This window comes from Mesorhizobium sp. B283B1A, assembly GCF_020165735.1.
Taxonomy (GTDB): domain Bacteria; phylum Pseudomonadota; class Alphaproteobacteria; order Rhizobiales; family Rhizobiaceae; genus Mesorhizobium; species Mesorhizobium opportunistum.
This window is the reverse complement of record NZ_JAIUIQ010000001.1, coordinates 163691-185172: the sequence shown is the minus strand read 5'-3', so window position 1 is coordinate 185172 and position 21482 is coordinate 163691. Positions and strand designations below refer to the sequence as shown.

Below are 21482 nucleotides of genomic sequence, written 5' to 3'. Positions count from 1 at the left end.
GCCCGCCCGGTCCGTCCTTTGAGCAAAGAAGGAGGACGCCATGAGAAAACTTATCGTCACCGAATTCATCAGCGTCGATGGCATCGCCGAGGTCGAGAAGCTGCCAAGCATCACTTGGAACGATGAGATGAACAGGTTCAAGGAGGACGAACTAGCCGACAGCGGCGCCATGCTTCTGGGGCGCACTACCTATGAGATCTTTGCCGGCTCGTGGCCTGGTGAAACCGGGGACTTCGCCGACCGGTTCAACGCGCTGCCGAAGTATGTCGCTTCCAGCACCTTGAACGCGCTCGACTGGAAGCCTGCCGAACTGCTCAAGGGGCCACTGCCGGTGGCGGTGCGAGCCCTGAAGGAAGGCAGCGGCGGCAACATCTATGTGCATGGCAGCCCGAGCGTCGCGCAGGAACTGCTGCGCCACGGTCTGGTCGACCGCGTCAGGCTGCTCAGCTATCCCGGCGCTGTCGGCCAGGGCAAGAAGCTGTTTCCGCCTGGTGAACAAGTGCCGCTTGAGCTGATCTCCGCAACGCCATTCAGCAACGGGGTTGTAGCGCTTGAGTATGTGCCGGTGGCGGCGAAGTCGTAGTGGGCTTCCATGCCTGGATGACAACAGCAGTCGACCTTGGCGATCAATTGCCGGCGTGGCACCGTCCTTACCCGACTTTCTTGGCCCGCCTCCCCTTGGCGGCGGCGCCATTCCGCGCCTCCACCACCCGCTCCACCTCCCGCTTCAGCTGATCCTTGATCGCCACCGTCTCGTTCATCAGGGCGTCGATTTTCAGGAAATCGAGCACGCGGTATTTCGACACTGTCGGGCGGACCAGGATATCGGGCTGGGTTTGTCTCAGCTTGTTGGCGGTGATCGATTGCATCATCAGCTGCGTGGCACCGAACATCAGATCGACGGAGGTGGGGTGCTTGCGGTCGGCTTCTTCCGGCGCGCCGACCACGTCGACGCCGATGATGATGTCGGCATCGTTCTCGATCAGGTCGAACGGCACGGGATTGTAGATGCCGCCGTCGATCAGCAGGCGGCCGTCGCGTATCACCGGGCGGAACACGGCGGGAATGGCGGCCGAGGCGGCCAGCGCCGAATGCAGGTCGCCGTCGTCGAACACGGCGAGCTTGTGGCCGAAATAGTCGGTCGCCGTCACCTTCAGCGGGATCTTCAGCTCGGCGAAGCTTTCGGGAATGGCCTCGGGCAGGAAGGCCTTGAGGATGCGCTCGACATTGAACTGGCTGACGCGGATGCCGTTCTGCATGGCTTCGGCGATCGTGCCCGGCCGGGCTCGCCACATGCGGCTTGCCACCTCGGCGCGCCGGCCGAGGACCGAGCGGGCGTAGTCGTGGATGTCCTTGCCGGTCATGCCGGCGGCCATGCCGGCGCCCATGATGGCACCGATCGACGAGCCGGCGATCGCCACCGGCCGGATGCCGAGCTCGTCCAGCGCCTCGATGACATGGATATGCGCCAGGCCTCGTGCGCCGCCACCGCCGAACGCTATTCCAAAAGTCGGGCTCATCCCTTGCCGGCCCCGGCCAGCGGGGGCCCGACGACCATGATGGTCGGTTCGGCCGACAGCAGCTTCTTCGCCGCCGCCTTGACCTGGTCGAGCGTCACCGCGTTGATGTAGCCGGCGCGGCGCTGCATGTAGTCGATGCCGAGATCGTCGAGCTGCAGCTCGACCAGCGTCGCGGCGATGGAACTCGAGGAGTTCAGATTGCTGATGGCGTAGGCGCCGATCAGATATTTCTTGGTTGCGGCGAGCTCAGCCTCGGTCGGGCCGTCCTCAGCCAACCGCTTGGCGACGTCGCGCACGATGCCGAGCGTCTCGGCCGCGCGATCCGATCGCGTGCCGGTGGTGACGATCAGCGCGTTGGCGTGGTCCTGGTTGACCAGCGAGGAATCGACGCTGTAGGCCAGCCCGCGCTTTTCACGCACCTCCTGGAACAGGCGCGAGGTGAAGGTGCCGCCGCCGAGGATCTCGTTCATCAGCACGGCCGGGAAGAAATCCGCCGCCTTGCGCTTCACGCCGGGCCAGGCGAGCTGCAGCGAGGTTTGCGGCAGGTCGTAATTGACCTCCAGATGCTGCGCCAGCTTCGGCTCGATATCGGCGACAGGGGCGAGCGCCTGTTTCTCAGGCAGGTTGCCGAACACCATGTCCAGCTTCTTCTTCAGCGTCCCGGCATCGATGGCGCCGACCACGGCGACATGCAGGCCGCCGCGTGCGAACACCGCCTTGTGCAGCGCCTTGAGATCGTCCTGCGTGATGGTGGCGATGCTCTGCCTGGTGCCCTGGTCGGAGCGTGAATAGGGATGGTCGCCATAGATGGCGCGAGCCCATCGGTTCTGCGCGACCGTGTCGGGGTCATTCTCGTTGGCGATGATGCCGGACAGGATCTGCGCGCGGATGCGGTCGATCGGCGCCTGGTCGAAGCGCGGCTCGTTGACCGCCAGCCGCAGCAGGTCGAAGGCCTCGTCGCGCTGTTCGGCCAGCATGCGCATCGAACCGTAGACACCGTCGCGGTTCTCCTCGAAGCCCATTTCGGCACCGGCATCGTCGAGCCTGATCTGGAAGGCTTCCGAATCGAGCGGGCCGGCGCCCTCGTCGAACAGGCCGGTCATCAGATTGGCCAGTCCTTCCTTGCCCGGCGGATCCTGCGTCGAGCCGCCGCCGAAGACGAAACGGACGGCGACCACCGGCACGGAATAGTCCTCCACCAGCCAGGCGGTGACGCCCTTCGAGGAGGTGACGGACTGGATCTCCATGGCGCGGGCGGCAAGTGCCGGCAGGACCAGGAAGAGGATGGAGAGGACGAGGGTTGCGAGTGTGGTGGCCACGCGCGGTCTTCCCTTCTCCCCTTGCGGGAGAAGGTGGCCTCGCAAAGCGAGGTCGGATGAGGGGTGTTCCAGCTTGGCAAGGACGGCACTCTGTCGCGCACCCCTCATCCGTCTCGGCGCTGCGCGCCGATCCACCTTCTCCCACAAGGGGAGAAGGGAAGGCGCGTTCACGGGCTCGTGTATGTGCATCGAGCGCTTCATCATCAATTCCCCGCCTGTTGCTGCGGCAAGAGATAGCCGGTGGTCGAGTGGGCCAGCACCAGATAGCGCGCGGCGACGGCCTTGACCTCGTCCGCGGTGACCTTGCGGATGCGGTCAGGCCATTGCTGGACATCCTGCACATTGCCGCCGGTGGCCAGTGTCGAGCCATAGATTTCGGCCATGGAATCCTGCTTGTCGCGGGCAAAGACCATCGACCTGACATAGCGATCCTTGGCCTTTTCGAGCTCTCCCGGCGTAACCCCGCCGCTGGCTATGCGCGCCACCTCCGCATCGACAGCGGCTTCGATGTCGGCGAGCCTGGCGTCGCCGCGCGGCGAGCCGTAGACGGTGAAATTGGTGTCGTCGAGCATGGTGCCCTGGAAATACGCGCCGGCGTTGGAGGCGATGCCCTGCTTGACCACCAGCGCCTGGTAGAGCCGGCTGCGGTTACCGCCGCCGAGGATCTCGGCGAGCAGGTCGAGCGCCTCGGCCTCGCCCGGCTTGGCGGTGTGGTAGGACGGCACCACCCATTGCGTCGAAAAGCTGGGCACGCTGACGCGGGCGTCGGAAAGCGTGACGGTGCGCTTGGTGTTCTGCTCCGGTTCGACCGGGCGCACGCGCGGCGGCAGATCCGGCCCGCGCGCCACCTTGCCATAGGTCTTTTCAGCCAGCGCCCGCACCGCGTCGGGCTGGACATCGCCGGCGACGATCAGCACGGCGTTGTTGGGCCTATAATACTTGTCATAGAAGGCGGTGGCGTCGGTGCGGTTGAGCTGCTCCATCTCCTGCATCCAGCCGATCACCGGAATGCGGTAGGGCTGGTTCTGCCACAGCGTGGCATCGACTTCCTCGTCGAGCACGGCCTGCGGATTGTTGTCGATGCGCGAGCGGCGCTCCTCGAGGATGACATCGCGCTCGGTCTTGATGACGTCGTCTGTGAGGATGAGGTTTCGCATGCGGTCGGCCTCGAAGCTCATCATCTGTTCGAGCGCCGAGGGCGCCACCGTCTCGTGGAAAGCGGTGTAGTCATAGGAGGTGAAGGCGTTGTTGGAGCCGCCAATATCGGAGACGGCACGGTCAAACTCGCCGGCCGCGTGATGGGTCGTCGCCTTGAACATCAGATGCTCGAAGAAGTGGGCGATGCCGGATTTGCCCGGCGGCTCGTCGGCGCTGCCGATCTTGTACCACACCATGTGGGTGACGATGGGCGCGCGATGATCGGGAATGACGACCACTTCCATGCCGTTGTCGAGCAGGAAATCCGTCACCTTGAACTCGGCTGGCACGGTGTCTGGCAATACCGGGTTGGCGGCCAGCACTGGGCCGGCCGTGACAAAAGCCAGCGACGTCGCCAGCAGCCCTGCCCGCAGCCATTCAACCCTGGGTGTCATCAATGGCTCCGGTTTTCTCTTTGTTTTGACGCAATTCCCGTGGGAAAACCGCTTCACACTTTTCCTGGAATTGCTTGGACAGGACGATAGGCAAGGTGCCGGCGACAAGCAAAGTGAATTGTTGTTGCCGGCAAAGGCGGCGGCAAAGAGGCCGCTGAACGCAAGCGTGTCAGCCAGCCTCGATGAAGCGGATGATGGTCTCGCCGTAATTGCGCTCGTCGAGCACGGAAAAGCCGGCGCCTGGCTCGAAGGGAACCGCCGCGGTCTCCTCGACCACGCAGAGTGCGCCGGGACGCAGCCAGCCGCCGGCCTTGGCCGACTGCAGCGCGCGCTCGCCAAGCCCCTTGCCGTAGGGCGGATCGGCGAAGACGAGGCCGAACGGGGCCAGCGTGCCGGCCTCGCCAAGGGCGGTCGCGTCGCGGCGGAAGATCTTGGTGCGGCCGGTCAGCCCGAAGGCCTCGACATTGTCGCGGATCAGGCCACGGCCTTCGGCCGATTCCTCGATGAACACGCCATAGGATGCCCCCCGCGACAGCGCTTCCAGGCCAAGCGCGCCGGTGCCGGCAAACAGGTCGAGCACGCGCGCGCCGTCCAACTGCTCGCCAAAGCGATGCGCCAGCACGTTGAAGACGGCCTCGCGGGTGCGGTCGGTCGTCGGACGGATAGCGCTGCTGCGGGGCGTCGCCAGCGGACGCCCGCGAAACTCACCGCCGACGATTCTCATTTAAGTCCGGGTCTCATTTAAGTCCGGGCCTCATTTCGTTCTGGGCCCTTTGGGACCGCCGCGCGGCCGCTCACCGCCACCGGCGCCACCAGGACGCTCGCCACGCGGCTTGCCGAATGGTTTTGCGCCGCCCGGTTTGCCATAGGACGGCTTGAACGACGCCTTGCGCGCCTTGGCTTCGGCCGCCTTGGCGGCGTCGGCTTCCGCCCTGCCCTTGCCGATCGGCCGGGCACCCGGCGCCATCCAGACATTGGCCTTGCGTTGGCCGGGCGGCTCGATCGGCCGCTGCTCGCGCTCGGGCTTCTTACCGCCAAAACCGCCACGAGGCTTGTCACCGAAGCCACCGCGCGGCTTGTCGCCAAAATTGCCACGCGGCTTGTCGCCAAAGCTACCGCGTTCGGACCTCGGACCGCGTTCGCCAAAACTCTTTTCCGGTCTCTCGCCTCTGTCGGGACTGGTCGACAGCTTGCCCAGTGCCTCGTCGCGGCTGCCTTCGCGGCGCTTGCGGTTCTTGATCAGACCGCCCTCGCCGATCGGCCGGTGGTCGCCCTCGCGCATAACCTTCGGCCGCTCGACCTCTTCCTGACGCGGTTCGGTGCGCCGCACCGGCTTGTTGGAGAACGGCTTTGAAATCTCGGCGTCGAAATTGGCGCCGGATTCCTCGACCAGGCGCTCGCCAAGCTGGTCGCGCAGCACGCGGCCCTTGACCTCCAGCACATGGCCTTCGGGAAGATCCTCGAGCTGGAAAGGCCCGTAGGAGATGCGGATCAGCCGCGTCACGTCGAGGCCGAGCGCGCCGAGGATGTTCTTGACCTCGCGGTTCTTGCCTTCGCGAAGACCGATCGTCAGCCAGGCATTGGAGCCCTGCTCGCGGTCGAGGCTGGCTTCGATCGCACCATAAAAGACGCCGTCGACGGCGATGCCCTCGCGAAGCCCGGCAAGCGCGCTTTCCTCGACCTTGCCGTGGACGCGCACGCGGTAGCGGCGCAGCCAGCCGGTGGCCGGCAGTTCGAGCACGCGCGACAGGCCGCCATCATTGGTCAGCAGCAGCAGACCCTCGGTGTTGATGTCGAGCCGGCCGATGGTCATCAGCCGCGGCAGTTCGGCCGGCAGCACGTCGAAGACGGTCTTGCGGCCTTCCGGATCACGGTTGGTGGTGACGACGCCGGCCGGCTTGTGGAACAGGAACAGGCGCGTGCGCTCGATCGGCGGGATTTCCATGCCGTCGAGATGGATGATGTCACCGGGCATCACATTGAAGGCCGGCGAGGCCAGCACCCGGCCATTGACCTTGACGCGGCCGGCGGCGATCAGGTCCTCGGCATCGCGACGCGAGGCAAGACCGGCGCGCGCCAGGCGCTTTGCGATCCGTTCACCGGCTTCTTCTTCTGCCTCGGCGGGACGCGGGCGGGGCTTGAAGCCGCCGGACGCACCCTGCGGACGATCGCCGAAGTCGCGCTTGGGACGATCGTTGAAATCGCGCTTGGGACGGTCGCCGAAATCGCGCTTGGGACGGTCGAAGCGCCCTTCGCCACCTTCCGCCGAAGCAGCCGCCGGACGGTCGCCGCGTGGTGCGTAAGGCTTGCGCGGTCCTTCGCGCTTCTCATAGGGCTTGCGCTCGCCTTCGGCCGCCATTGGGCGATCACCGCGCGGCGCGTAGGGCTTGCGCGGGCCTTCCCGCTTCTCATAGGGTTTGCGCTCGCCTTCGGCCGCCATTGGACGATCGCCGCGCGGCGCGTAGGGTTTGCGCGTGCCTTCGCGCTTCTCGTAGGGCTTGCGCTCGCCTTCGGCGGCCATCGGGCGGTCGCCACGCGGCGCATAGGGCTTGCGCGGGCCTTCGCGCTTCTCGTAGGGCTTACGCTCGCCTTCGGCGGCCATCGGACGATCGCCGCGCGGCGCGTAAGGCTTGCGCGGACCTTCGCGCTTCTCATAGGGCTTGCCTTCGGGGCGCGGCCCCTTGCTGAACGGCTTGTCGCCGCTTTTGAAGTTGCGCTTCGGCCGCTCGCCTTCGGCGGCCATCGGACGTTCACCGCGCGGCGCGTAGGGTTTCTTTGCGCCGAAGGACGGCTTGCCACCGCCACGCGAGGCCGCGGGTTTCTTGCCCGGGCCTTTTTGGCGCGGAGATTTCTTGTCGTTGTCGTCCATGTGGCCTTTGTCCGTTTGCGCTGCTACAGCGTGGCGCATCCTTTCGGGCGCGCAACGAACGCTGTAGCACTTTTGATTTGGCGCATGATCATTTCCGAAAATCGAGTCCGATTTTCGGGGTTATGCGCTCAATAACAGGATCATCAGAGTTTGTCAGGGAAAAGTGGAGACCGGTTTTCCGGAAAGACAAAACGAAAACCAAAAGCCTGGAGCGGCGAGGAGATAATGGGAATGGAAACCGCGTGAAGCGGCCCGATTTCATGGCCCTGGCGCTGAAAGAGGCCGAAGCGGCCGCCCTGCGCGGCGAAGTGCCGGTCGGCGCCGTCATCGCCAGCGGCGGCACTGTCGTCGCCAGTGCCGGCAACCGCACCCGCGAGCTTGCCGACCCGACAGCGCATGCCGAGATGCTGGCGATCCGCGAGGCCTGCGGCAAACTGGCGACCGAGCGGCTCACCGGCCACGATCTCTATGTGACGCTGGAACCCTGCGCCATGTGCGCCGGCGCCATTTCCTTCGCCAGGCTGCGCCGTCTCTATTTCGGCGCGGCCGACGAAAAGGGCGGCGCGGTGGTCAACGGCGTGCGCTTCTTCGCCTCGCCGACCTGCCACCATGCGCCCGACATCTATGCGGGGATGGCCGAGACCGAAGCGGGCCTGCTGCTCAAGGGATTTTTCAGGGAACGTCGCGACTGAACCGGGCGCCGTGCCCGTCCACAATCGACGCAGCCGACTGTTACAGGGACGGCAGCCAGTCGAACCAGCCGCCCTTCTTGCCTTCCGCCTCTTTCTTCAGGCGGCGTTCCTTCTTGTATTCGTCCTCGCCAAGTTCATTCTGCGGTGCTGCGCCGGACGCGACACGGTAGGCCAATGGCGGCTCGCTCAGATATTTGCGGGTGTTGGGATCGCCCTGCTTGCCTTCGGCAAGGCGGCGCTGGATCTCGGCGGCGCGGCCCTTGTCGGAATCCGCGGGTTTCCAAGCCGGCGGGTGGCTGGAGCCTGAGTCGGCCATCGCCTTCTTGATCGCCTCGGGATCGGTCTGCACGTCGTCAACAATCTCAGACTGATAGTTCGGATCATCCTGGTGTGCCGTGGCGTCGGCGCGCAGGCGGGCGCGGCGCTGCTCGGGCGATTCAGGCCATTCGGCGCTCGCCGTCTGGATGCTGTTCTGCGGCGCCGGCAGCGCTTCCTTCTGGCCAGGTGCCGGCTTCACCAGCGTCGGGCGCGGCTTGTAGTCGATCGGATCCCTGCGCTTCGGCGCGAAGGAAACGGCGCCGGTGAGATCGCCGGCCAGCTGTTCGGCGGCAGTCTTGTCGGTTCCATAGGTCGGAGACCCCATGCAGCCGGACAAAGCGAGGCCCGATGCGACAAGCGGCGCCAGAAGCGCAAGGCGCGCGTTATATCTCTCGGTCATGCCAAAAAGTCCCACTCTAGACAGCCTCTCGATTGCCACCGGCCTTGTGTCCGGTCCCCATCGTCCAAGCACTTGCGACGGAAATCCGGCGACAATTTGTCTTCCGGAGTTTCGCGTGTTTACCTCAACCACTCATTAAGGGCAACGCGCGGGCGGATCAGCACCGCCCGGCGTGGTATTTGTGCACCGATATGCAGGGCATCCTGGCCGGGCATATCGGTGATCCCCAAACCGCCATGCACGTTTGGGCAACATGCATCAGAGCCGGCCGAGGGCCTTCAGTTCACGCAGCACGGCAGCATCGCGCGCCGAGACATCGGGAAATTCCGCGTCCTGCCCGACATCGGCCGTGTAGCGCCAGGAGCGTGCACATTTGACCAGGCCGCGATCCTCGGCCTTCTCGACCACCACGGCGACGCCCTTGACGTCGTCCAGCGTGAATGCGCTTTGCGGCGCCTGGCCATGAGCGATGACGAGATCGCTGGTGATCGCCATCTCGGCCATGTCGACGTCCGATATCGCCGCCTCGAGCGCCGCGTCGTTGATCGTGACCACCGGTACCGCCTCCAGCGAGGAGCCGATCACCTTCTGGGCACGCGCGATTTCGAGCGCGCCGGTGACGACGCGGCGCACCTGCCTGACCTTGCGCCATTTCTCCGCCAGGGCCTCGTTCTTCCAGTCCGCCGGGATTTCCGGGAACTGGTCGAGATGCACCGAGACCGCATCGGGATGACGGTCGAGCCAGGCCTCCTCCATTGTGAAGGGCAGCATCGGCGCCAGCCATTTCACCAGGCAGTCGAAGAGATGACGCACGACCTGCACGGAGGCCTTGCGCTTCGCGCTCGATGGCGCGTCGCAATAAAGCGCGTCCTTGCGGATGTCGAAATAGAAGGCCGACAGCTCGACCACCATGAAATCGATGAGCGCGCGGGTGATGCGCTTGAACTCGAACGCGTCATAGCCCTGGCGCACCAACTCGTCGAGTTCGGACAGCCGGTGCAGCATCAGCCGCTCCAGCTCCGGCATCGTTTCCAGCGGCACATCCTCGCCATCGTCATGGGCGAGCGTGCCCAGCATCCAGCGGACCGTATTGCGCAGCTTGCGGTAGGCGTCGATGTTGGTCTGCAGCACGTTCTTGCCGAGCCGCTGGTCTTCCCAATAATCCGTCGTCACCACCCAGAGCCGCAGGATATCGGCGCCGGACTGCTTGATCACGTCCTGCGGGATGACGGTGTTGCCGAGCGACTTCGACATCTTGCGCCCGTCCTCGTCCATGGTGAAGCCATGGGTGACGACCGTGTCGTAGGGCGCCCTGCCCCTGGTGCCGCAGCTTTCGAGCAACGAGGAATGGAACCAGCCGCGATGCTGGTCGGAGCCTTCGAGATAGACATCGGCTGGCCATTTCAGGTCGGGACGGTCCTCGAGCGTGAAGACATGCGTCGAACCCGAATCGAACCAGACGTCGAGGATGTCCATCACCTGCCGCCACCGGGAGGCGTCGTGATTGCCGAGGAAGCGTTCCTTGGCGCCAGCCGCGAACCAGGCGTCGGCGCCTTCCGTCTCGAAGGCGTCCATGATGCGCTGGTTGACGGCCTCGTCCTTGAGCACATTGCCGTCCTCGTCGGCGAAAACGGCGATCGGCACGCCCCAGGCACGCTGACGCGACAGCACCCAGTCGGGCCGTTCCTCGATCATGGCGCGGATGCGGTTCTGGCCTGCCGCCGGCACGAAACGGGTGTCGTCGATCGCCTTCAGCGCGCGGCTGCGTAGCGTCGTGCCGTCGCCAAGGTCCTTGTCCATGTAGATGAACCACTGCGGCGTGTTGCGGAAGATGATCGGCTTTTTCGACCGCCAGGAATGTGGATAGGAGTGTTTCAGACGGCCGCGCGCGAACAGCGCGTTGCGCTTGATCAGCTCGTCGATGACCGCCTGGTTGGCGTTCCCCTTCTTGCCGTTGTCGTCGATGACGCGCGCCGGCCCGCCCTCGCGATCCGGACCGAAGCCCGGCGCGTCCCTGGTGAAGAAGCCGCCATCGTCGACCGTGAACGGGATCGCGGTGTCGACACCGCGCGCGCGCAGGTCGGCAGCGGAATCCATCCAGGCGTCGAAATCCTCGCGGCCGTGGCCGGGCGCGGTGTGGACGAAACCGGTGCCCGCATCGTCGGTGACATGATCGCCGGCGAGCATCGGAACGGCAAATTCGTAGCCGCCGCCAAAACCCTTGAACGGATGCGAAAGCGTAAGGCTTCCAAGCTGTTCGGCCGAAACGCTATGAAGGCGATTCAACGTGACCTTGGCCTTGGTCGCGCAATCTTCCGCCAGAGCATCGGCAAAGATCAGCTTCTCGCCCGGTTGCGGCCCGAAGGCATTCTCGGCCGCGGTGACCTCATAAAGACCATAGCCGATGCGCGGCGAATAGCTGACGGCGCGGTTGCCGGGGATGGTCCAAGGCGTCGTCGTCCAGATGACGACATGAGCTTCCAGCAGGTCCAGCGACGTCTCGGTCAGCTTCGCCGGCTCTTCGGCACTGGCGACCTCCCGGGCAAGGCTGACGACCGGGAATTTCACCCAGATCGTGTCGCTCTCATAGTCCTGGTACTCGATCTCGGCCTCGGCCAGGGCGGTGCGTTCGACGACGCTCCACATCACCGGCTTCGAGCCGCGATAGAGCTGGCCCGACATGGCGAATTTCAACAATTCGCCGGCGATGCGGGCCTCGGCGTGGAAAGCCATCGTCGTATAGGGGTTCTTGAAGTCGCCGATGACGCCGAGGCGCTGGAACTCGCCGCCCTGCACGGAGATCCAGTGCGCGGCGAATTCACGGCATTCCTTGCGGAACTCGTTGACCGGCACCTCGTCCTTGTTCTTGCCCTTGGCGCGGTACTGCTCCTCGATCTTCCATTCGATCGGCAGGCCGTGGCAATCCCAGCCGGGCACGTAGTTGGAATCATAGCCGCGCATCTGGAACGAACGGGTGATGACGTCCTTGAGGATCTTGTTCAGCGCATGGCCGATGTGGATGTTGCCGTTGGCGTAGGGCGGGCCGTCATGCAGCACGTATTTCGTGCGGCCGGCGGCTTCCTCGCGCAGCTTGCGGTAGAGGTCCATGTCCTGCCAGCGCTTGACCAGCACCGGCTCTTTCTCGGGCAGGCCGGCGCGCATCGGGAAATCCGTCTGCGGCAGGTAGAGCGTCTTGGAATAGTCGATCGTTTCAACAGTGTCGGTCATTGATCTGCCATCTGCATAGCCCGTCGGCACAAAAGCCGGGGCGTTGAAGTCTTTGGTTGACGCATACCGTTTCCCAAAATCGGACCCACTTTTGGGTGATATGCATTGATGTTCTGGAAAAAGCGCGAGGGCGCGCGAGAAACTCCCGGCGGTTCCGGCGGCGCTCAGGCCGCCCGGAACACCGGGCCTGTAATTCGTATCGCGATCGCGAAAAGGCGCAAAAAGCTGCTCATGGCTGGGCTTTTAGCCGATGCCGCGGCAGGAATAAAGCGTCTCGTTCAATTCGCCTACATCGAAAAGTCGAAGCGATAGGTCGTCGACACGCCGACCATGAACTGGTTGCGGTCGCCACGTTCCCTGACCAGGCTGGAATCGGCGGCCGGACCCTCAAGGCGCGAATATTCGCCGAATAGGCTGGCGGTCATCGGATCGGTCACTTTCCAGGTCACCGCGCCGCCGAGGCCGACAGACTTCAGGCCGCCGCCGGGATTGTACTGGCTCAGGCCCGATGCCACGGCCTCCTGCGCATTGACGCCATAATAGGCGTCGAAATAGTTGGCCGAGGCAAAAGACACGCGCGGTCCACCCGAAATCCTGACGGTCGGCGTCACGTCGTAGAAACCATCGACGGCGATATCGGCGACAAAGCCGTTGTGGGCCCGGATGCCATGCCGCAATTCGGCACGCGCGCGCATCCAGTCCGTCGGATAGAATTCGAAGAAGCCGCCGACTTCGCCGCCCCAGCGAACAGGATCGAGACCCTCGAGTTCGTCGGCATTGCTGTCGTCGCGCGAGAACAGGAACTTGCCGGTCAGGCCGGCGCGAACGCTGCCATCGTCGACAAGCGCCAATGAGATGTTGTCGTTGCGGGAGGTGAAACGGGCCGCGGGGCCGGCCTTGCCCAGCGAAATGATCGGCGAGGCACTGAGCAGGTACTGCCTGCCGCCCTCGAAATTGGGCGCCACCATGCCGGTGGCGCCGACCGTCAGGTACCAGTCACCGGACAACCAGCCGAAAGCGCCCTCGCCGGCCTCGGCCGCGCCTGAGGTAGCCAGCATGACGGTTGCCAAGGCTGCAGAAATCTTCCCGACCGGACTCATGGCCACTCCACTAACACAATACAACTGTCCTTCGGCGACAGCATTGAAGGGGCTTTGGTAAAATTTGATTTAAGGACGAGACATCCGGCTCTGGGTGCCTGCACCGTCCGGCCCGCCATCGGCTGGACGCGGATCGGCGCCAGGGATAACTTCGTTGCATGCTGGTGGCCCTCGATGGAGGTGGCGACATGACCTTGCACGGCGATACACTGACGAACGCGATCGGCCAGACGCGAGACAAGTGGGGATGGTTCGTCGGTCTGGGCGTGCTGCTGCTGATCCTCGGCGGCATCGCCTTCGGCAATCTGTTCATCGCCACTGTGGCTTCCGTCTATGTCGTCGGCTGGCTGATGCTGGTGGCCGGCATCATCGAGATCATGCATGCGTTCGGCGTCAAGACCTGGGGGCGCTTCTTCTATTGGCTGCTCAGCGGACTGCTTTACGCGGTTGCCGGATTTTTCGCCTTCGACAATCCATTGCTCGCCTCGGCGGTGCTGACCTTCCTGCTGGCCGTTGCGCTCGTCGCTTCCGGCGCTCTCAGGGCCTGGGTCGGCTACAGTCACCGCCCGGAACGCGGCTGGGGCTGGATCGTCGCGGCGGGCGTCATCAGCGTGCTCGCCGGCCTGATCATCGCCATGGGCTGGCCGGTCAACAGCCTGTGGGTGCTCGGACTGTTCCTGGCGATCGACCTGATTTTCCAGGGCTGGACCTTCATCGCGGTCGGGCTTGCCTTGAAGAAGTAGGGCCTTGAAGAAGTAGGGCCTTGAAGAAGTAGGGCGTTGAGGGAATGATCAGGCGAGGTTGAGCAGCGTCACCGAGATCAGCGCGAGTGCGATTCCAATATATTGCAGCGACGATACCTCTTCCTTGAAGACGACAGCACCGACCAGCACGGCGCCGGCGACCACGATGGTGTTGACCAGAGCCCCGGTCACGGCAAGATCCAGTCGTGTGTTGATGAAGGCAAAGGCCCAATAGGAGAGCGGCGACAGCAGCATGACATAGGCCAGGCTGCGGCCGCTGCCGGTCTTGCCCCAATGCGCGCTCAGCCCATCGCAAAGTATGAACAACCCTGCGCAGACGATCACCACGCCCCAGACGAACATGTCGATTTTCATCAACGAGTGTTGGGCGCCCTGCCAACCGACTTCGATGAATTGTTTCACAGTCTTTGGCGTTTTCCCGCGCTATCAGCCAAGGGCCGTCAGAAAGCGATCGCGCTGTCCAGCTCCGAAAGCGGTTTGACGCCGGCCAGCAGCGCCTTTGCCTCGGCTTCATCGCGCTTCATCTGCACGACCAGCGCATCGAGCCCGTCGAACTTTATCTCGCTGCGCAGGAAGCCGAAGAAGGACACCTGGCAAATCTCGCCATAAAGGTCGCCTGAGAAATCGAAGACGAAGGTTTCGAGAAGCGGCGCGCCATTGTCGTCGACGGTCGGACGGCGGCCGAAACTGGCGACGCCATCGTGCAGCGTGCCGTCGGCGCGCCGAAAGCGGACGGCATAGATCCCTTGCTTGAGGGCGGCTTCCGCGGGAAGCCGCATGTTCGCTGTCGGAAAACCGAGCGTTCGCCCGAGCTGCTGGCCACCGACGACCTCACTTTCCACCGTGAAGCGGTAGCCGAGCAGGCCGGCGGCCTCGGCCACCTCGCCATCGCATAGCAAAGCGCGGATGCGGCTCGACGAGACCACCTCGGCCCCCTCGTCCCGGAAAGCGTCGACAAGCGTGACGCCGAAGCCATGGCGCTCGCCGGCCGCCATGAGATAGGCCGGACCGCCCTGGCGGTCCTTGCCGAAATGGAAATCGAAACCGGTCACGGCATGCGTGATGCCGAGCGTCCTTTCCAGCACATCGGTGACGAACGCTTCCGCCGACAGCGAGGCGAAGTCGCGCGTGAACGGCTGTTCGACCAACGCGGCAAAGCCCAGCAAGGACAGGAGCCGCGCTTTCATCGGCGGCGGCGTCAGCACGAACAACGGCATGTCTGGCCTGAAGATCGTTCGCGGGTGCGGCTCGAAGGTCAGCACCAGGGCCGGCACGCCGCGCCGCACGGCCTCGGCCAACGCCCGTTCGAGAACCGCCTGATGGCCACGGTGGACGCCGTCGAAATTGCCGATCGCGACAACGCCGCCCCTCAGGTCGGCGGGCAGCGGCATGGTCGCCGAGAGGTGCTGAAAGGCTTCCATTGCCACCTACCGCAGTCTGGCTATGACGGCCACCGGGCGATAGCCGTGCCGTTCCAGGAAGAGGCCGAGCCTTGCCGGATCCGGGTGCAAAGCATCGCCATAGTCGCGGGCGTGAATGCCGCCGGAGACATAGAGAACGTCGAAACCATTGTCGGCCGCGCCCTTCACATCGGTCATCATGCCGTCGCCGATGGCCAATACCTGCGAACGCTCGAGCGGTCGGCCAAGAGCCTCGGCCGCTTCCTTCATCGCGACCGCGTAGATCGGCGCGTAGGGTTTGCCGGCGATCAGTGTGCGGCCGCCGAGCTGCGCATAGTCGCGCGCCAGGGCGCCGGCGCACCAGATGATCCGTTCGCCACGCTCCACCATGATATCGGGGTTGGCGCAGATGAACGGCAGGTTCCTGGCACGCAACCGGCGCAGCAGTTCGGCATAGTCCTCGGGCTTTTCGACCTCGTCATCGAACAGCCCGGTGCAAACAACGCCGGTGGCCTCGAACTCCTCGACGAGATCGACATCGAGACCGTCATAAAGAGTCAAATCGCGGTCGGCGCCGATGTGGAAGACTTTGCGCGGGCCTTCCGCGATCAGGTCACGGGTCACGTCGCCCGAGGTCACCACACGGTCATAGGCTGACGGCGGAACGCCGATCGCGCTCATCTGAGCCACGACATCGGCGCTGCGGCGGGGCGAATTGGTGATGAGGACAACGGGAATACCAGCCGCCCTTGCCGCCGCCAACGCGGCCGCGGCTGCCGGAAAATGCCATTCGCCGTTGTGCACCACGCCCCAGACATCGCAAAGAATTGCCGAATAGGCTTTCGACACGTCTTCGAGCGAGCCGACGATTCCAGGCGAATCCGCCATGTCGTTCCCTTCAATATGATCCGTTGCGAGCGCTGCGGCCGACGGTTCGCCGCGACCGGTCCGAATTATCCGAACCGGCCCATGCTGTCACCAGCTTTCGCCCGGGTGTCGCATGGAGATCGCAAAGAGCCGCTTGTCCGCCGATGGGTGTCCCGTTCGGCGGCGGAAACCGCGGCCGATGTTTGGTTAACGAGCTTTGAAAGCGGGGCTCGACCTTGGATATATTCCGGCAACCTGAAATTTAACGATTTATGACACAGTCACCACCAATTTGATTTGGCGGGGGGTGGGTAAAGGCATGATCCGGAAATTCGCAAACGATCGGCGCGGCAATTATGCGCTGATGACCGTCCTTGCCATGGTGCCGCTCATGGGTGCCCTGGCGATCGGCATCGACTTTACGGAAATGACGCGCGAGCGGCAAAACGCCCTGAACGCACTGGATGCCGCGGGCATCGCCACCGCCCAGCAGATCGTTGCCGGCGCCACCGATGCCGACGCGAAAGCCTATGCCAAGAATTTCTTCGAGGCCAATCTCGCGCATATCGATCCGGCCAACACCACGCTGGCGGTGACGCTGCCCAACAACAACGCCGGCGGCGGAACACTGAAGCTATGCGGCACGCTGACCTACAAGCCCTACTTCCTGCCGACGGCGAAGATATTGGTGGGCGGCAGCAGCGGCGACGCCACCACCATGGCCTTCAACACATGCTCGGAAGTGCGCCTGAAGAACACGCTGGAAGTGTCGCTGGTGCTCGACAATTCCGGCTCGATGACGGAACTCGGCAAAGGTTCCAACAAGGTGCGGTTCGACCTGCTCAAGGACGCCGCCAAGCAGCTGGTCGACCAATTGGCCGGCCAGGCCCAGTTGATGAAGCAGGTCAGCAAGCCGGTCCAATTCAGCCTCGTTCCCTTCGCCGCCTCGGTGAATGTCGGTTCGGGCAATGCCTCGGCGGCATGGATGGACACCACCGGCATCTCGCCGATCCATCATGAGAATTTCAATTGGGCGGGCATGAACTCTACCTCCTATCCAACCAAATACGCGCAAAACATCGCCGGCGTCTGGTACGCCAAGGGCACTGGCTGGGATGTGACCCAGAAAGACCTGCCGCTGACCCGGTTCTCGATCTACAACCAGATGAAGCGCGTGGCGACGGCCACCTATGTCAGTCAGTTCAAGTGCACGGCCACCTATTCCAACGGCTCGTGCAAGACGTGGCAGAGCGGTTACAACTACACCTATGCAGGCGTTGCCGCATGGGGTGGCTGCGTGGAATCCCGTCCTTATCCCGACAACATCCAGGACACGGTACCTTCAAGCTCGACACCGGCAACCCTGTTCGTGCCGATGTTCGCACCTGATGAAACCGATCTGACCGACAGCAACTACCCACCTCGCCCCGCCAACAACAATTGGATGGCCGACGGGACACCTGGCGCAAGCACGAGCGCGCAACGTCAGAGCTTTATGCCCAAATACTTTGCGGATCCGGGCACCACGGTGACGCCGGGCTACGGCATGAACGCCGGACCCAATACGAGCTGCAGCACGACGGCGATCACGCCGCTTACCGATGTTTCCGTTGCAGCGGGGGCAACCGCGGTAAAGGCGGCGATCGACGCCATGGCGGCCAGCGGTGCGACCAATGTGCCCGAAGGAATGGCCTGGGGTTGGAGGACGCTCTCCAGCACCGCTCCCTTTACCGGGGGCCGGGCCGAGACGGAAAGAGGCAACGACAAGGTGCTGATCGTCCTGACCGATGGAGCGAACACCTATTACACACCAACGTCGGTGACGGCCCAGACCTACTCCGGGACCAACTGGAACTATGGCGGCAACGACATGGCCGGCAGTAAGGCCATCTATTCGGCTCTTGGCTACATCGTGCCGTTCAGCAACGTCACTTACAGCTATGGGCGCATGTTCCTGGGGACCAGCAGCAACGTCACCAAGACCGACTACTCCAACGCCAACTACACCAAGGCGATGAATGAGCATTTCACCACGCTCTGCAACAACGCCAAGGCCGCCAATATCATGGTCATGACCATCGCGCTCGACCTGGATGCGACCAATACCGCGGAAAAAACGCAGATGGATGCGCTGAAGGCGTGCTCTTCGGATTCGCGCTTCAGCAAGGACCCGACGGACCCCAGCAAGCCGATGAAACTGTTCTGGAATTCCACCGGGGCAACGCTGTCCAACGATTTCAAGGCGATCGGCAACGAGCTCTCCAATCTGCGCATCGTCAGCTGATCGGCAGGTCTCCCCTATGAACGCCCTGCCCCGGCAGGGCGTTTTGCTTTTGGAGGTATCCGGGGCCCGCAGGCTCTGGATTGGTTAGCGGTTGGTGAAGTGCCAACCAAGCAATAGAGCGGTTTCCCAAACCCGTCCTTCAGCGTTTTGTGAAAAGCTGGCGCCAATCGAGAATCCGCCGGCGGGGGCCGCTGCAAGACATGCATGAAATCTGGCGTCAGTTCCGCCGCGACAGGCGCGGCAACTATGCTCTCATGACAGCCGTGGCGATGATACCGCTGATGGGAGGCCTGGCGCTCGCGATCGACTTCACGGAAATGAACCGCGAAAAGCAGATGGTGACGAACGCGCTCGACGCCGCCAATTTCGCCACGGCGCGCCGGCTGACGGAAGGCGCGACCGACGATCAGTTGAGAGCCTATGCGCTCGACTTCTTCAATGCCAACCTGAACGATCTCAATCCCGCCAACGCGACGCTCAATGTCACCTTGCCCAGCAACACCGCCGGCGGCGGCTTGCTCAAGATGACCGCCCGGCTGAACTACAAGCCCTATTTCTATCCTGCCTTCGCCCAGCTCGTCGGCAAATCCGCAACCGATGCGAACCAGAGCATCAGCTTCGACGTCATCTCCCAGGTGCGGCTGAAGAACACTCTGGAAGTTGCCCTGGTGCTCGACAATTCCGGATCGATGACAACGCTCGGCACGGGCTCGGGCCAAAAACGCATCGACCTCCTCAAGACCGCGTCCAAGCAGCTGGTCGACACGCTTGCCCAGCAGGCGGTCATGATCAAGCAGGTCGACAAGCCGGTGCAATTCGGCCTCGTGCCATTCGCCGCCTCGGTGAATGTCGGCCCTGGCAATGGCAACGCATCATGGATGGACACCGAAGGCCTGTCTCCTCTGTCGAACGAGAATTTCGACTGGTCGACGCTGAACGCCGCCGACAAATACGCCCAGAAGACCAACGGCATCTGGTACAAGCGCGGCACCGGCTGGGGCAGCGAGGAAGGCCAGATGCTGACCCGGTTTTCGCTCTACCGCGACATGCAGGTGGTCACCAACCACGAGCGTGTCGTCAACAGCAAGCGCGTGGTGTGCGACGAATATTATTCGAACAACACCTGCAAACGCAGCCACAACGAGTACGACTACGTCGATACCTATGGCCCGTTCGCCAGCTGGCAGGGCTGCGTCGAAGCCCGGCCCTACCCCTATAATGTCAACGACGCCCCGCCGTCCGGCGGCTCGGCCAACACCGGCATAGGCGTCGGCGATCCGGCAACGATGTTCGTGCCGATGTTCGCCCCGGACGAACCCGGCAATCACTGGAAGCTCACCCAGGATCCCGACGAGGCCGCCCCGGTGACCTACGGCGCGGTGAACAGCTGGTGGAATGACGATCCTTCAAGCACCAGCGGCCAATCACGGTTGCGCAACATGGCCAAGTATTTCCAGCCGCGGCCGATCAATGCACCGGCATTGCCCACCGGCAACGGCCCGAACTACAGCTGCACCACCAACGCGATCACGCCTTTGACCGATGTCAGCGTCACCGATGGAGCCACCGCGATCAAGGCCGCGATCGACCTGATGCAGCCGAACGGCGGCACCAATGTTCCCGAGGGCATGGCGTGGGGCTGGCGGGTGGTTTCGAGCGGAGAGCCGTTCACGCAAGGGCGCCTGGAGACGGAAAAAGGCAACGACAAGGTGGTGATCGTTTTGACCGACGGCGCCAACCTACTATACGCCGTCCTCGCTGAGTTATTCAGATCCCGCCGACTCGAAATCGACCTATGCGTCCTACGGCTATCTCAACCCCGGTTACAACGGCACCTCGGTCGGGCGGATGTTCATGGGCACATCGACCGCCATCGGTCAGTTCGACTATTCGAACGGAAACTACACGAACGCCCTCAACGAGCAGATGGCAACGCTTTGCAACAACGCAAAGGCGGCCAACATCATGGTGATGACGGTAGCGCTCGACCTGTCGCCGACCAAGGCCAGCGACAAGCTGGCGATCGATGCGCTGAAATCCTGCTCGTCGGAGTCGCGCTTCCGAAAGGACCCGACCGATCCGAGCAAGCCGGCGAAGCTGTTCTGGAATGCGACCGGGGCCAGCCTGTCGAACGATTTCAAGGAAATCGGCAACGAACTGTCGAACCTGCGGGTGGTCGGCTAAGCTTCCCTGGCGCAACGCGTGGCGCCGCCAAGCCCTTGCGGGCGCCTGCCGCGACGGGCACATATTGGGCGCTCGCGAGATCGCCCGCATCCATCGCGACACGCCGCGACGAGCCTTGGGGACGAACAATGCCCGACACCGCCAATCATGTCGCTTTCGCGCTGGTCTGCCTCGGCATGGTGCTGACGCCAGGCCCGAACATGATCTACCTGATCTCGCGCTCGCTGTCGCAAGGGCCGAAGGCCGGGCTGATCTCGCTTGGCGGGGTTGCGGTCGGCTTCCTGTTCTATGTGGTGTCGGCTGCGTTCGGCATCACCGCGCTGCTGCTCGCCGTGCCTTTCGCCTATGATGCGCTGCGCTTTGCCGGCGTGCTCTACCTCTTGTGGCTGGCCTGGCAGGCGGTGAAGCCTGGCGGACACTCGCCGTTCCAGGTGCGCGATTTGCCGAAGGATGGGCCGCGCAAGCTGTTCGCCATGGGGCTGATGACCAATCTCCTCAACCCCAAGGTGGCCGTGCTCTATCTGTCGCTGCTGCCGCAATTCATCAGTCCCGGCAAGGGCCATGTGCTGTCGCAGCTTCTGGTGCTCGGCGCGACGCAGATATCGATCAGCCTCAGCGTCAATGCCCTCATCGCCGTGACGGCAGGCTCGATTGCCGCCTTCCTTGCCGGCCGGCCATTGTGGCTGGTCATCCAGCGTTGGATGATGGGCACGGTGCTGACGGCGCTGGCCCTGAAGATGGCGACCGACGCGCAACGCTAGCCGCCGAACGCTTCTTTCAGGAAGACGTGTACGTCGGTTATCGATTGCTCGGTGGCAGCCACATTGTACTCTACCCGGTGGCTATACGGCGTCGGCGCGACCGCCGCGCTTTGAAATCGCACCGCTTCTTGGGCGTTCACGGGCGCGCAAGCGAGATAGCCGGCCATGCCAAGGCAGATCGGCC

Annotated in this window: 18 protein-coding genes and 1 pseudogene; 7 read left to right on the top strand and 12 right to left on the bottom strand. The window is 63.7% G+C overall.

Annotated features, from left to right (window positions below):
- Positions 1-40 precede the first annotated feature (40 nt).
- Entirely contained in the window at positions 41-583 is a 543-nt protein-coding gene (locus LB577_RS00965; protein ID WP_224685175.1) for a dihydrofolate reductase family protein, read from the top strand.
- Positions 584-650: 67 nt separating this feature from the next.
- On the opposite strand, the gene LB577_RS00960 is transcribed toward LB577_RS00965, so the two are convergent.
- From LB577_RS00960 to LB577_RS00940, 5 genes are all read right to left on the bottom strand, one after another.
- Positions 651-1520 (bottom strand): patatin-like phospholipase family protein, encoded by an 870-nt coding sequence (locus LB577_RS00960; protein ID WP_224685174.1) that lies wholly within the window; start codon positions 1518-1520, stop codon positions 651-653.
- The gene (locus LB577_RS00955) at positions 1517-2839 is read right to left on the bottom strand and encodes a M16 family metallopeptidase (RefSeq protein ID WP_224685173.1); all 1323 of its coding nucleotides are present in this window, start codon (positions 2837-2839) and stop codon (positions 1517-1519) included. The genes LB577_RS00960 and LB577_RS00955 overlap by 4 nt, the downstream gene beginning before the upstream one ends.
- A gap of 203 nt (positions 2840-3042) precedes the next feature.
- Positions 3043-4431: a M16 family metallopeptidase gene (locus LB577_RS00950; RefSeq protein ID WP_224685172.1), complete on the bottom strand. Its 1389-nt coding sequence runs from the start codon at positions 4429-4431 to the stop codon at positions 3043-3045.
- A gap of 169 nt (positions 4432-4600) precedes the next feature.
- Positions 4601-5155, bottom strand: a complete 555-nt coding sequence (gene rsmD, locus LB577_RS00945) for a 16S rRNA (guanine(966)-N(2))-methyltransferase RsmD (RefSeq protein WP_140571595.1) — start codon at positions 5153-5155, stop codon at positions 4601-4603.
- 30 nt (positions 5156-5185) lie between these two features.
- Positions 5186-7300 (bottom strand): pseudouridine synthase, encoded by a 2115-nt coding sequence (locus LB577_RS00940; RefSeq protein WP_224685171.1) that lies wholly within the window; start codon positions 7298-7300, stop codon positions 5186-5188.
- A 242-nt stretch (positions 7301-7542) separates the two neighbouring features.
- On the opposite strand from LB577_RS00940, the gene LB577_RS00935 reads away from it, so the two are divergent.
- A complete protein-coding gene (locus LB577_RS00935; protein WP_023766501.1) occupies positions 7543-7992 on the top strand; it encodes a nucleoside deaminase in 450 nt (149 codons plus the stop codon).
- Positions 7993-8032: 40 nt separating this feature from the next.
- Here the strand turns inward: LB577_RS00935 and LB577_RS00930 are convergent, their stop codons facing one another.
- Both LB577_RS00930 and ileS read right to left on the bottom strand, forming a co-directional pair.
- A complete protein-coding gene (locus tag LB577_RS00930) occupies positions 8033-8710 on the bottom strand; it encodes a hypothetical protein (protein ID WP_224685170.1) in 678 nt (225 codons plus the stop codon).
- 258 nt (positions 8711-8968) lie between these two features.
- Complete coding sequence (gene ileS / locus LB577_RS00925; protein WP_224685169.1) at positions 8969-11938, bottom strand: isoleucine--tRNA ligase; 2970 nt, start codon at positions 11936-11938, stop codon at positions 8969-8971.
- 108 nt (positions 11939-12046) lie between these two features.
- On the opposite strand from ileS, the gene LB577_RS00920 reads away from it, so the two are divergent.
- The gene (locus tag LB577_RS00920; RefSeq protein ID WP_156937931.1) at positions 12047-12250 is read left to right on the top strand and encodes a hypothetical protein; all 204 of its coding nucleotides are present in this window, start codon (positions 12047-12049) and stop codon (positions 12248-12250) included.
- On the opposite strand, the gene LB577_RS00915 is transcribed toward LB577_RS00920, so the two are convergent.
- Positions 12226-12996: a MipA/OmpV family protein gene (locus LB577_RS00915; protein ID WP_224685168.1), complete on the bottom strand. Its 771-nt coding sequence runs from the start codon at positions 12994-12996 to the stop codon at positions 12226-12228. The two genes, LB577_RS00920 and LB577_RS00915, sit on opposite strands and share 25 nt — an antisense overlap.
- A 230-nt stretch (positions 12997-13226) precedes the next feature.
- Between LB577_RS00915 and LB577_RS00910 the strand changes: the two genes are divergently transcribed.
- Positions 13227-13781 carry an HdeD family acid-resistance protein gene (locus LB577_RS00910; RefSeq protein WP_224685232.1) on the top strand — a complete coding sequence of 185 codons (555 nt, stop codon included), beginning with the start codon at positions 13227-13229 and terminating at the stop codon, positions 13779-13781.
- Positions 13782-13829: 48 nt separating this feature from the next.
- Here the strand turns inward: LB577_RS00910 and LB577_RS00905 are convergent, their stop codons facing one another.
- From LB577_RS00905 to LB577_RS00895, 3 genes are read right to left on the bottom strand one after another with little or no spacing between them, the layout of a single operon-like run.
- Positions 13830-14204 (bottom strand): hypothetical protein, encoded by a 375-nt coding sequence (locus tag LB577_RS00905; protein ID WP_224685167.1) that lies wholly within the window; start codon positions 14202-14204, stop codon positions 13830-13832.
- A gap of 38 nt (positions 14205-14242) precedes the next feature.
- Positions 14243-15223, bottom strand: coding sequence for a bifunctional riboflavin kinase/FAD synthetase (locus LB577_RS00900; protein WP_224685166.1), 981 nt, complete (start codon positions 15221-15223; stop codon positions 14243-14245).
- A gap of 6 nt (positions 15224-15229) precedes the next feature.
- The gene (locus LB577_RS00895; RefSeq protein WP_224685165.1) at positions 15230-16090 is read right to left on the bottom strand and encodes a TIGR01459 family HAD-type hydrolase; all 861 of its coding nucleotides are present in this window, start codon (positions 16088-16090) and stop codon (positions 15230-15232) included.
- A 298-nt stretch (positions 16091-16388) separates the two neighbouring features.
- Here LB577_RS00895 and LB577_RS00890 point away from each other — a divergent pair, with 298 nt between their 5' ends.
- The 3 genes and pseudogenes from LB577_RS00890 to LB577_RS00880 all read left to right on the top strand — a co-directional run bounded on the left by LB577_RS00890 (position 16389) and on the right by LB577_RS00880 (position 21298).
- Positions 16389-18353 (top strand): TadE/TadG family type IV pilus assembly protein, encoded by a 1965-nt coding sequence (locus LB577_RS00890; protein WP_224685164.1) that lies wholly within the window; start codon positions 16389-16391, stop codon positions 18351-18353.
- Between the two features lie 200 nt (positions 18354-18553).
- Positions 18554-20537: pseudogene (locus LB577_RS00885) on the top strand (pilus assembly protein TadG-related protein).
- A gap of 128 nt (positions 20538-20665) precedes the next feature.
- Positions 20666-21298 carry a LysE family translocator gene (locus LB577_RS00880; protein ID WP_224685163.1) on the top strand — a complete coding sequence of 211 codons (633 nt, stop codon included), beginning with the start codon at positions 20666-20668 and terminating at the stop codon, positions 21296-21298.
- Here LB577_RS00880 and LB577_RS00875 read toward each other — a convergent pair.
- Positions 21295-21465 (bottom strand): hypothetical protein, encoded by a 171-nt coding sequence (locus LB577_RS00875; protein ID WP_224685162.1) that lies wholly within the window; start codon positions 21463-21465, stop codon positions 21295-21297. The genes LB577_RS00880 and LB577_RS00875 overlap by 4 nt on opposite strands.
- Positions 21466-21482 lie beyond the last annotated feature (17 nt).

Coding starts and splice junctions, on each gene's coding strand:
- LB577_RS00965 (WP_224685175.1), top strand. CDS start 41: ATGAGAAAACTTATCGTCACCGAATTCATCAGCGTCGATGGCATCGCC.
- LB577_RS00960 (WP_224685174.1), bottom strand. CDS start 1,520: ATGAGCCCGACTTTTGGAATAGCGTTCGGCGGTGGCGGCGCACGAGGC.
- LB577_RS00950 (WP_224685172.1), bottom strand. CDS start 4,431: ATGACACCCAGGGTTGAATGGCTGCGGGCAGGGCTGCTGGCGACGTCG.
- rsmD (WP_140571595.1), bottom strand. CDS start 5,155: ATGAGAATCGTCGGCGGTGAGTTTCGCGGGCGTCCGCTGGCGACGCCC.
- LB577_RS00940 (WP_224685171.1), bottom strand. CDS start 7,300: ATGGACGACAACGACAAGAAATCTCCGCGCCAAAAAGGCCCGGGCAAG.
- LB577_RS00930 (WP_224685170.1), bottom strand. CDS start 8,710: ATGACCGAGAGATATAACGCGCGCCTTGCGCTTCTGGCGCCGCTTGTC.
- ileS (WP_224685169.1), bottom strand. CDS start 11,938: ATGACCGACACTGTTGAAACGATCGACTATTCCAAGACGCTCTACCTG.
- LB577_RS00920 (WP_156937931.1), top strand. CDS start 12,047: ATGTTCTGGAAAAAGCGCGAGGGCGCGCGAGAAACTCCCGGCGGTTCC.
- LB577_RS00915 (WP_224685168.1), bottom strand. CDS start 12,996: ATGCTGGCTACCTCAGGCGCGGCCGAGGCCGGCGAGGGCGCTTTCGGC.
- LB577_RS00910 (WP_224685232.1), top strand. CDS start 13,227: ATGACCTTGCACGGCGATACACTGACGAACGCGATCGGCCAGACGCGA.
- LB577_RS00900 (WP_224685166.1), bottom strand. CDS start 15,223: ATGGAAGCCTTTCAGCACCTCTCGGCGACCATGCCGCTGCCCGCCGAC.
- LB577_RS00895 (WP_224685165.1), bottom strand. CDS start 16,090: ATGGCGGATTCGCCTGGAATCGTCGGCTCGCTCGAAGACGTGTCGAAA.
- LB577_RS00890 (WP_224685164.1), top strand. CDS start 16,389: ATGATCCGGAAATTCGCAAACGATCGGCGCGGCAATTATGCGCTGATG.
- LB577_RS00880 (WP_224685163.1), top strand. CDS start 20,666: ATGCCCGACACCGCCAATCATGTCGCTTTCGCGCTGGTCTGCCTCGGC.
- LB577_RS00875 (WP_224685162.1), bottom strand. CDS start 21,465: ATGGCCGGCTATCTCGCTTGCGCGCCCGTGAACGCCCAAGAAGCGGTG.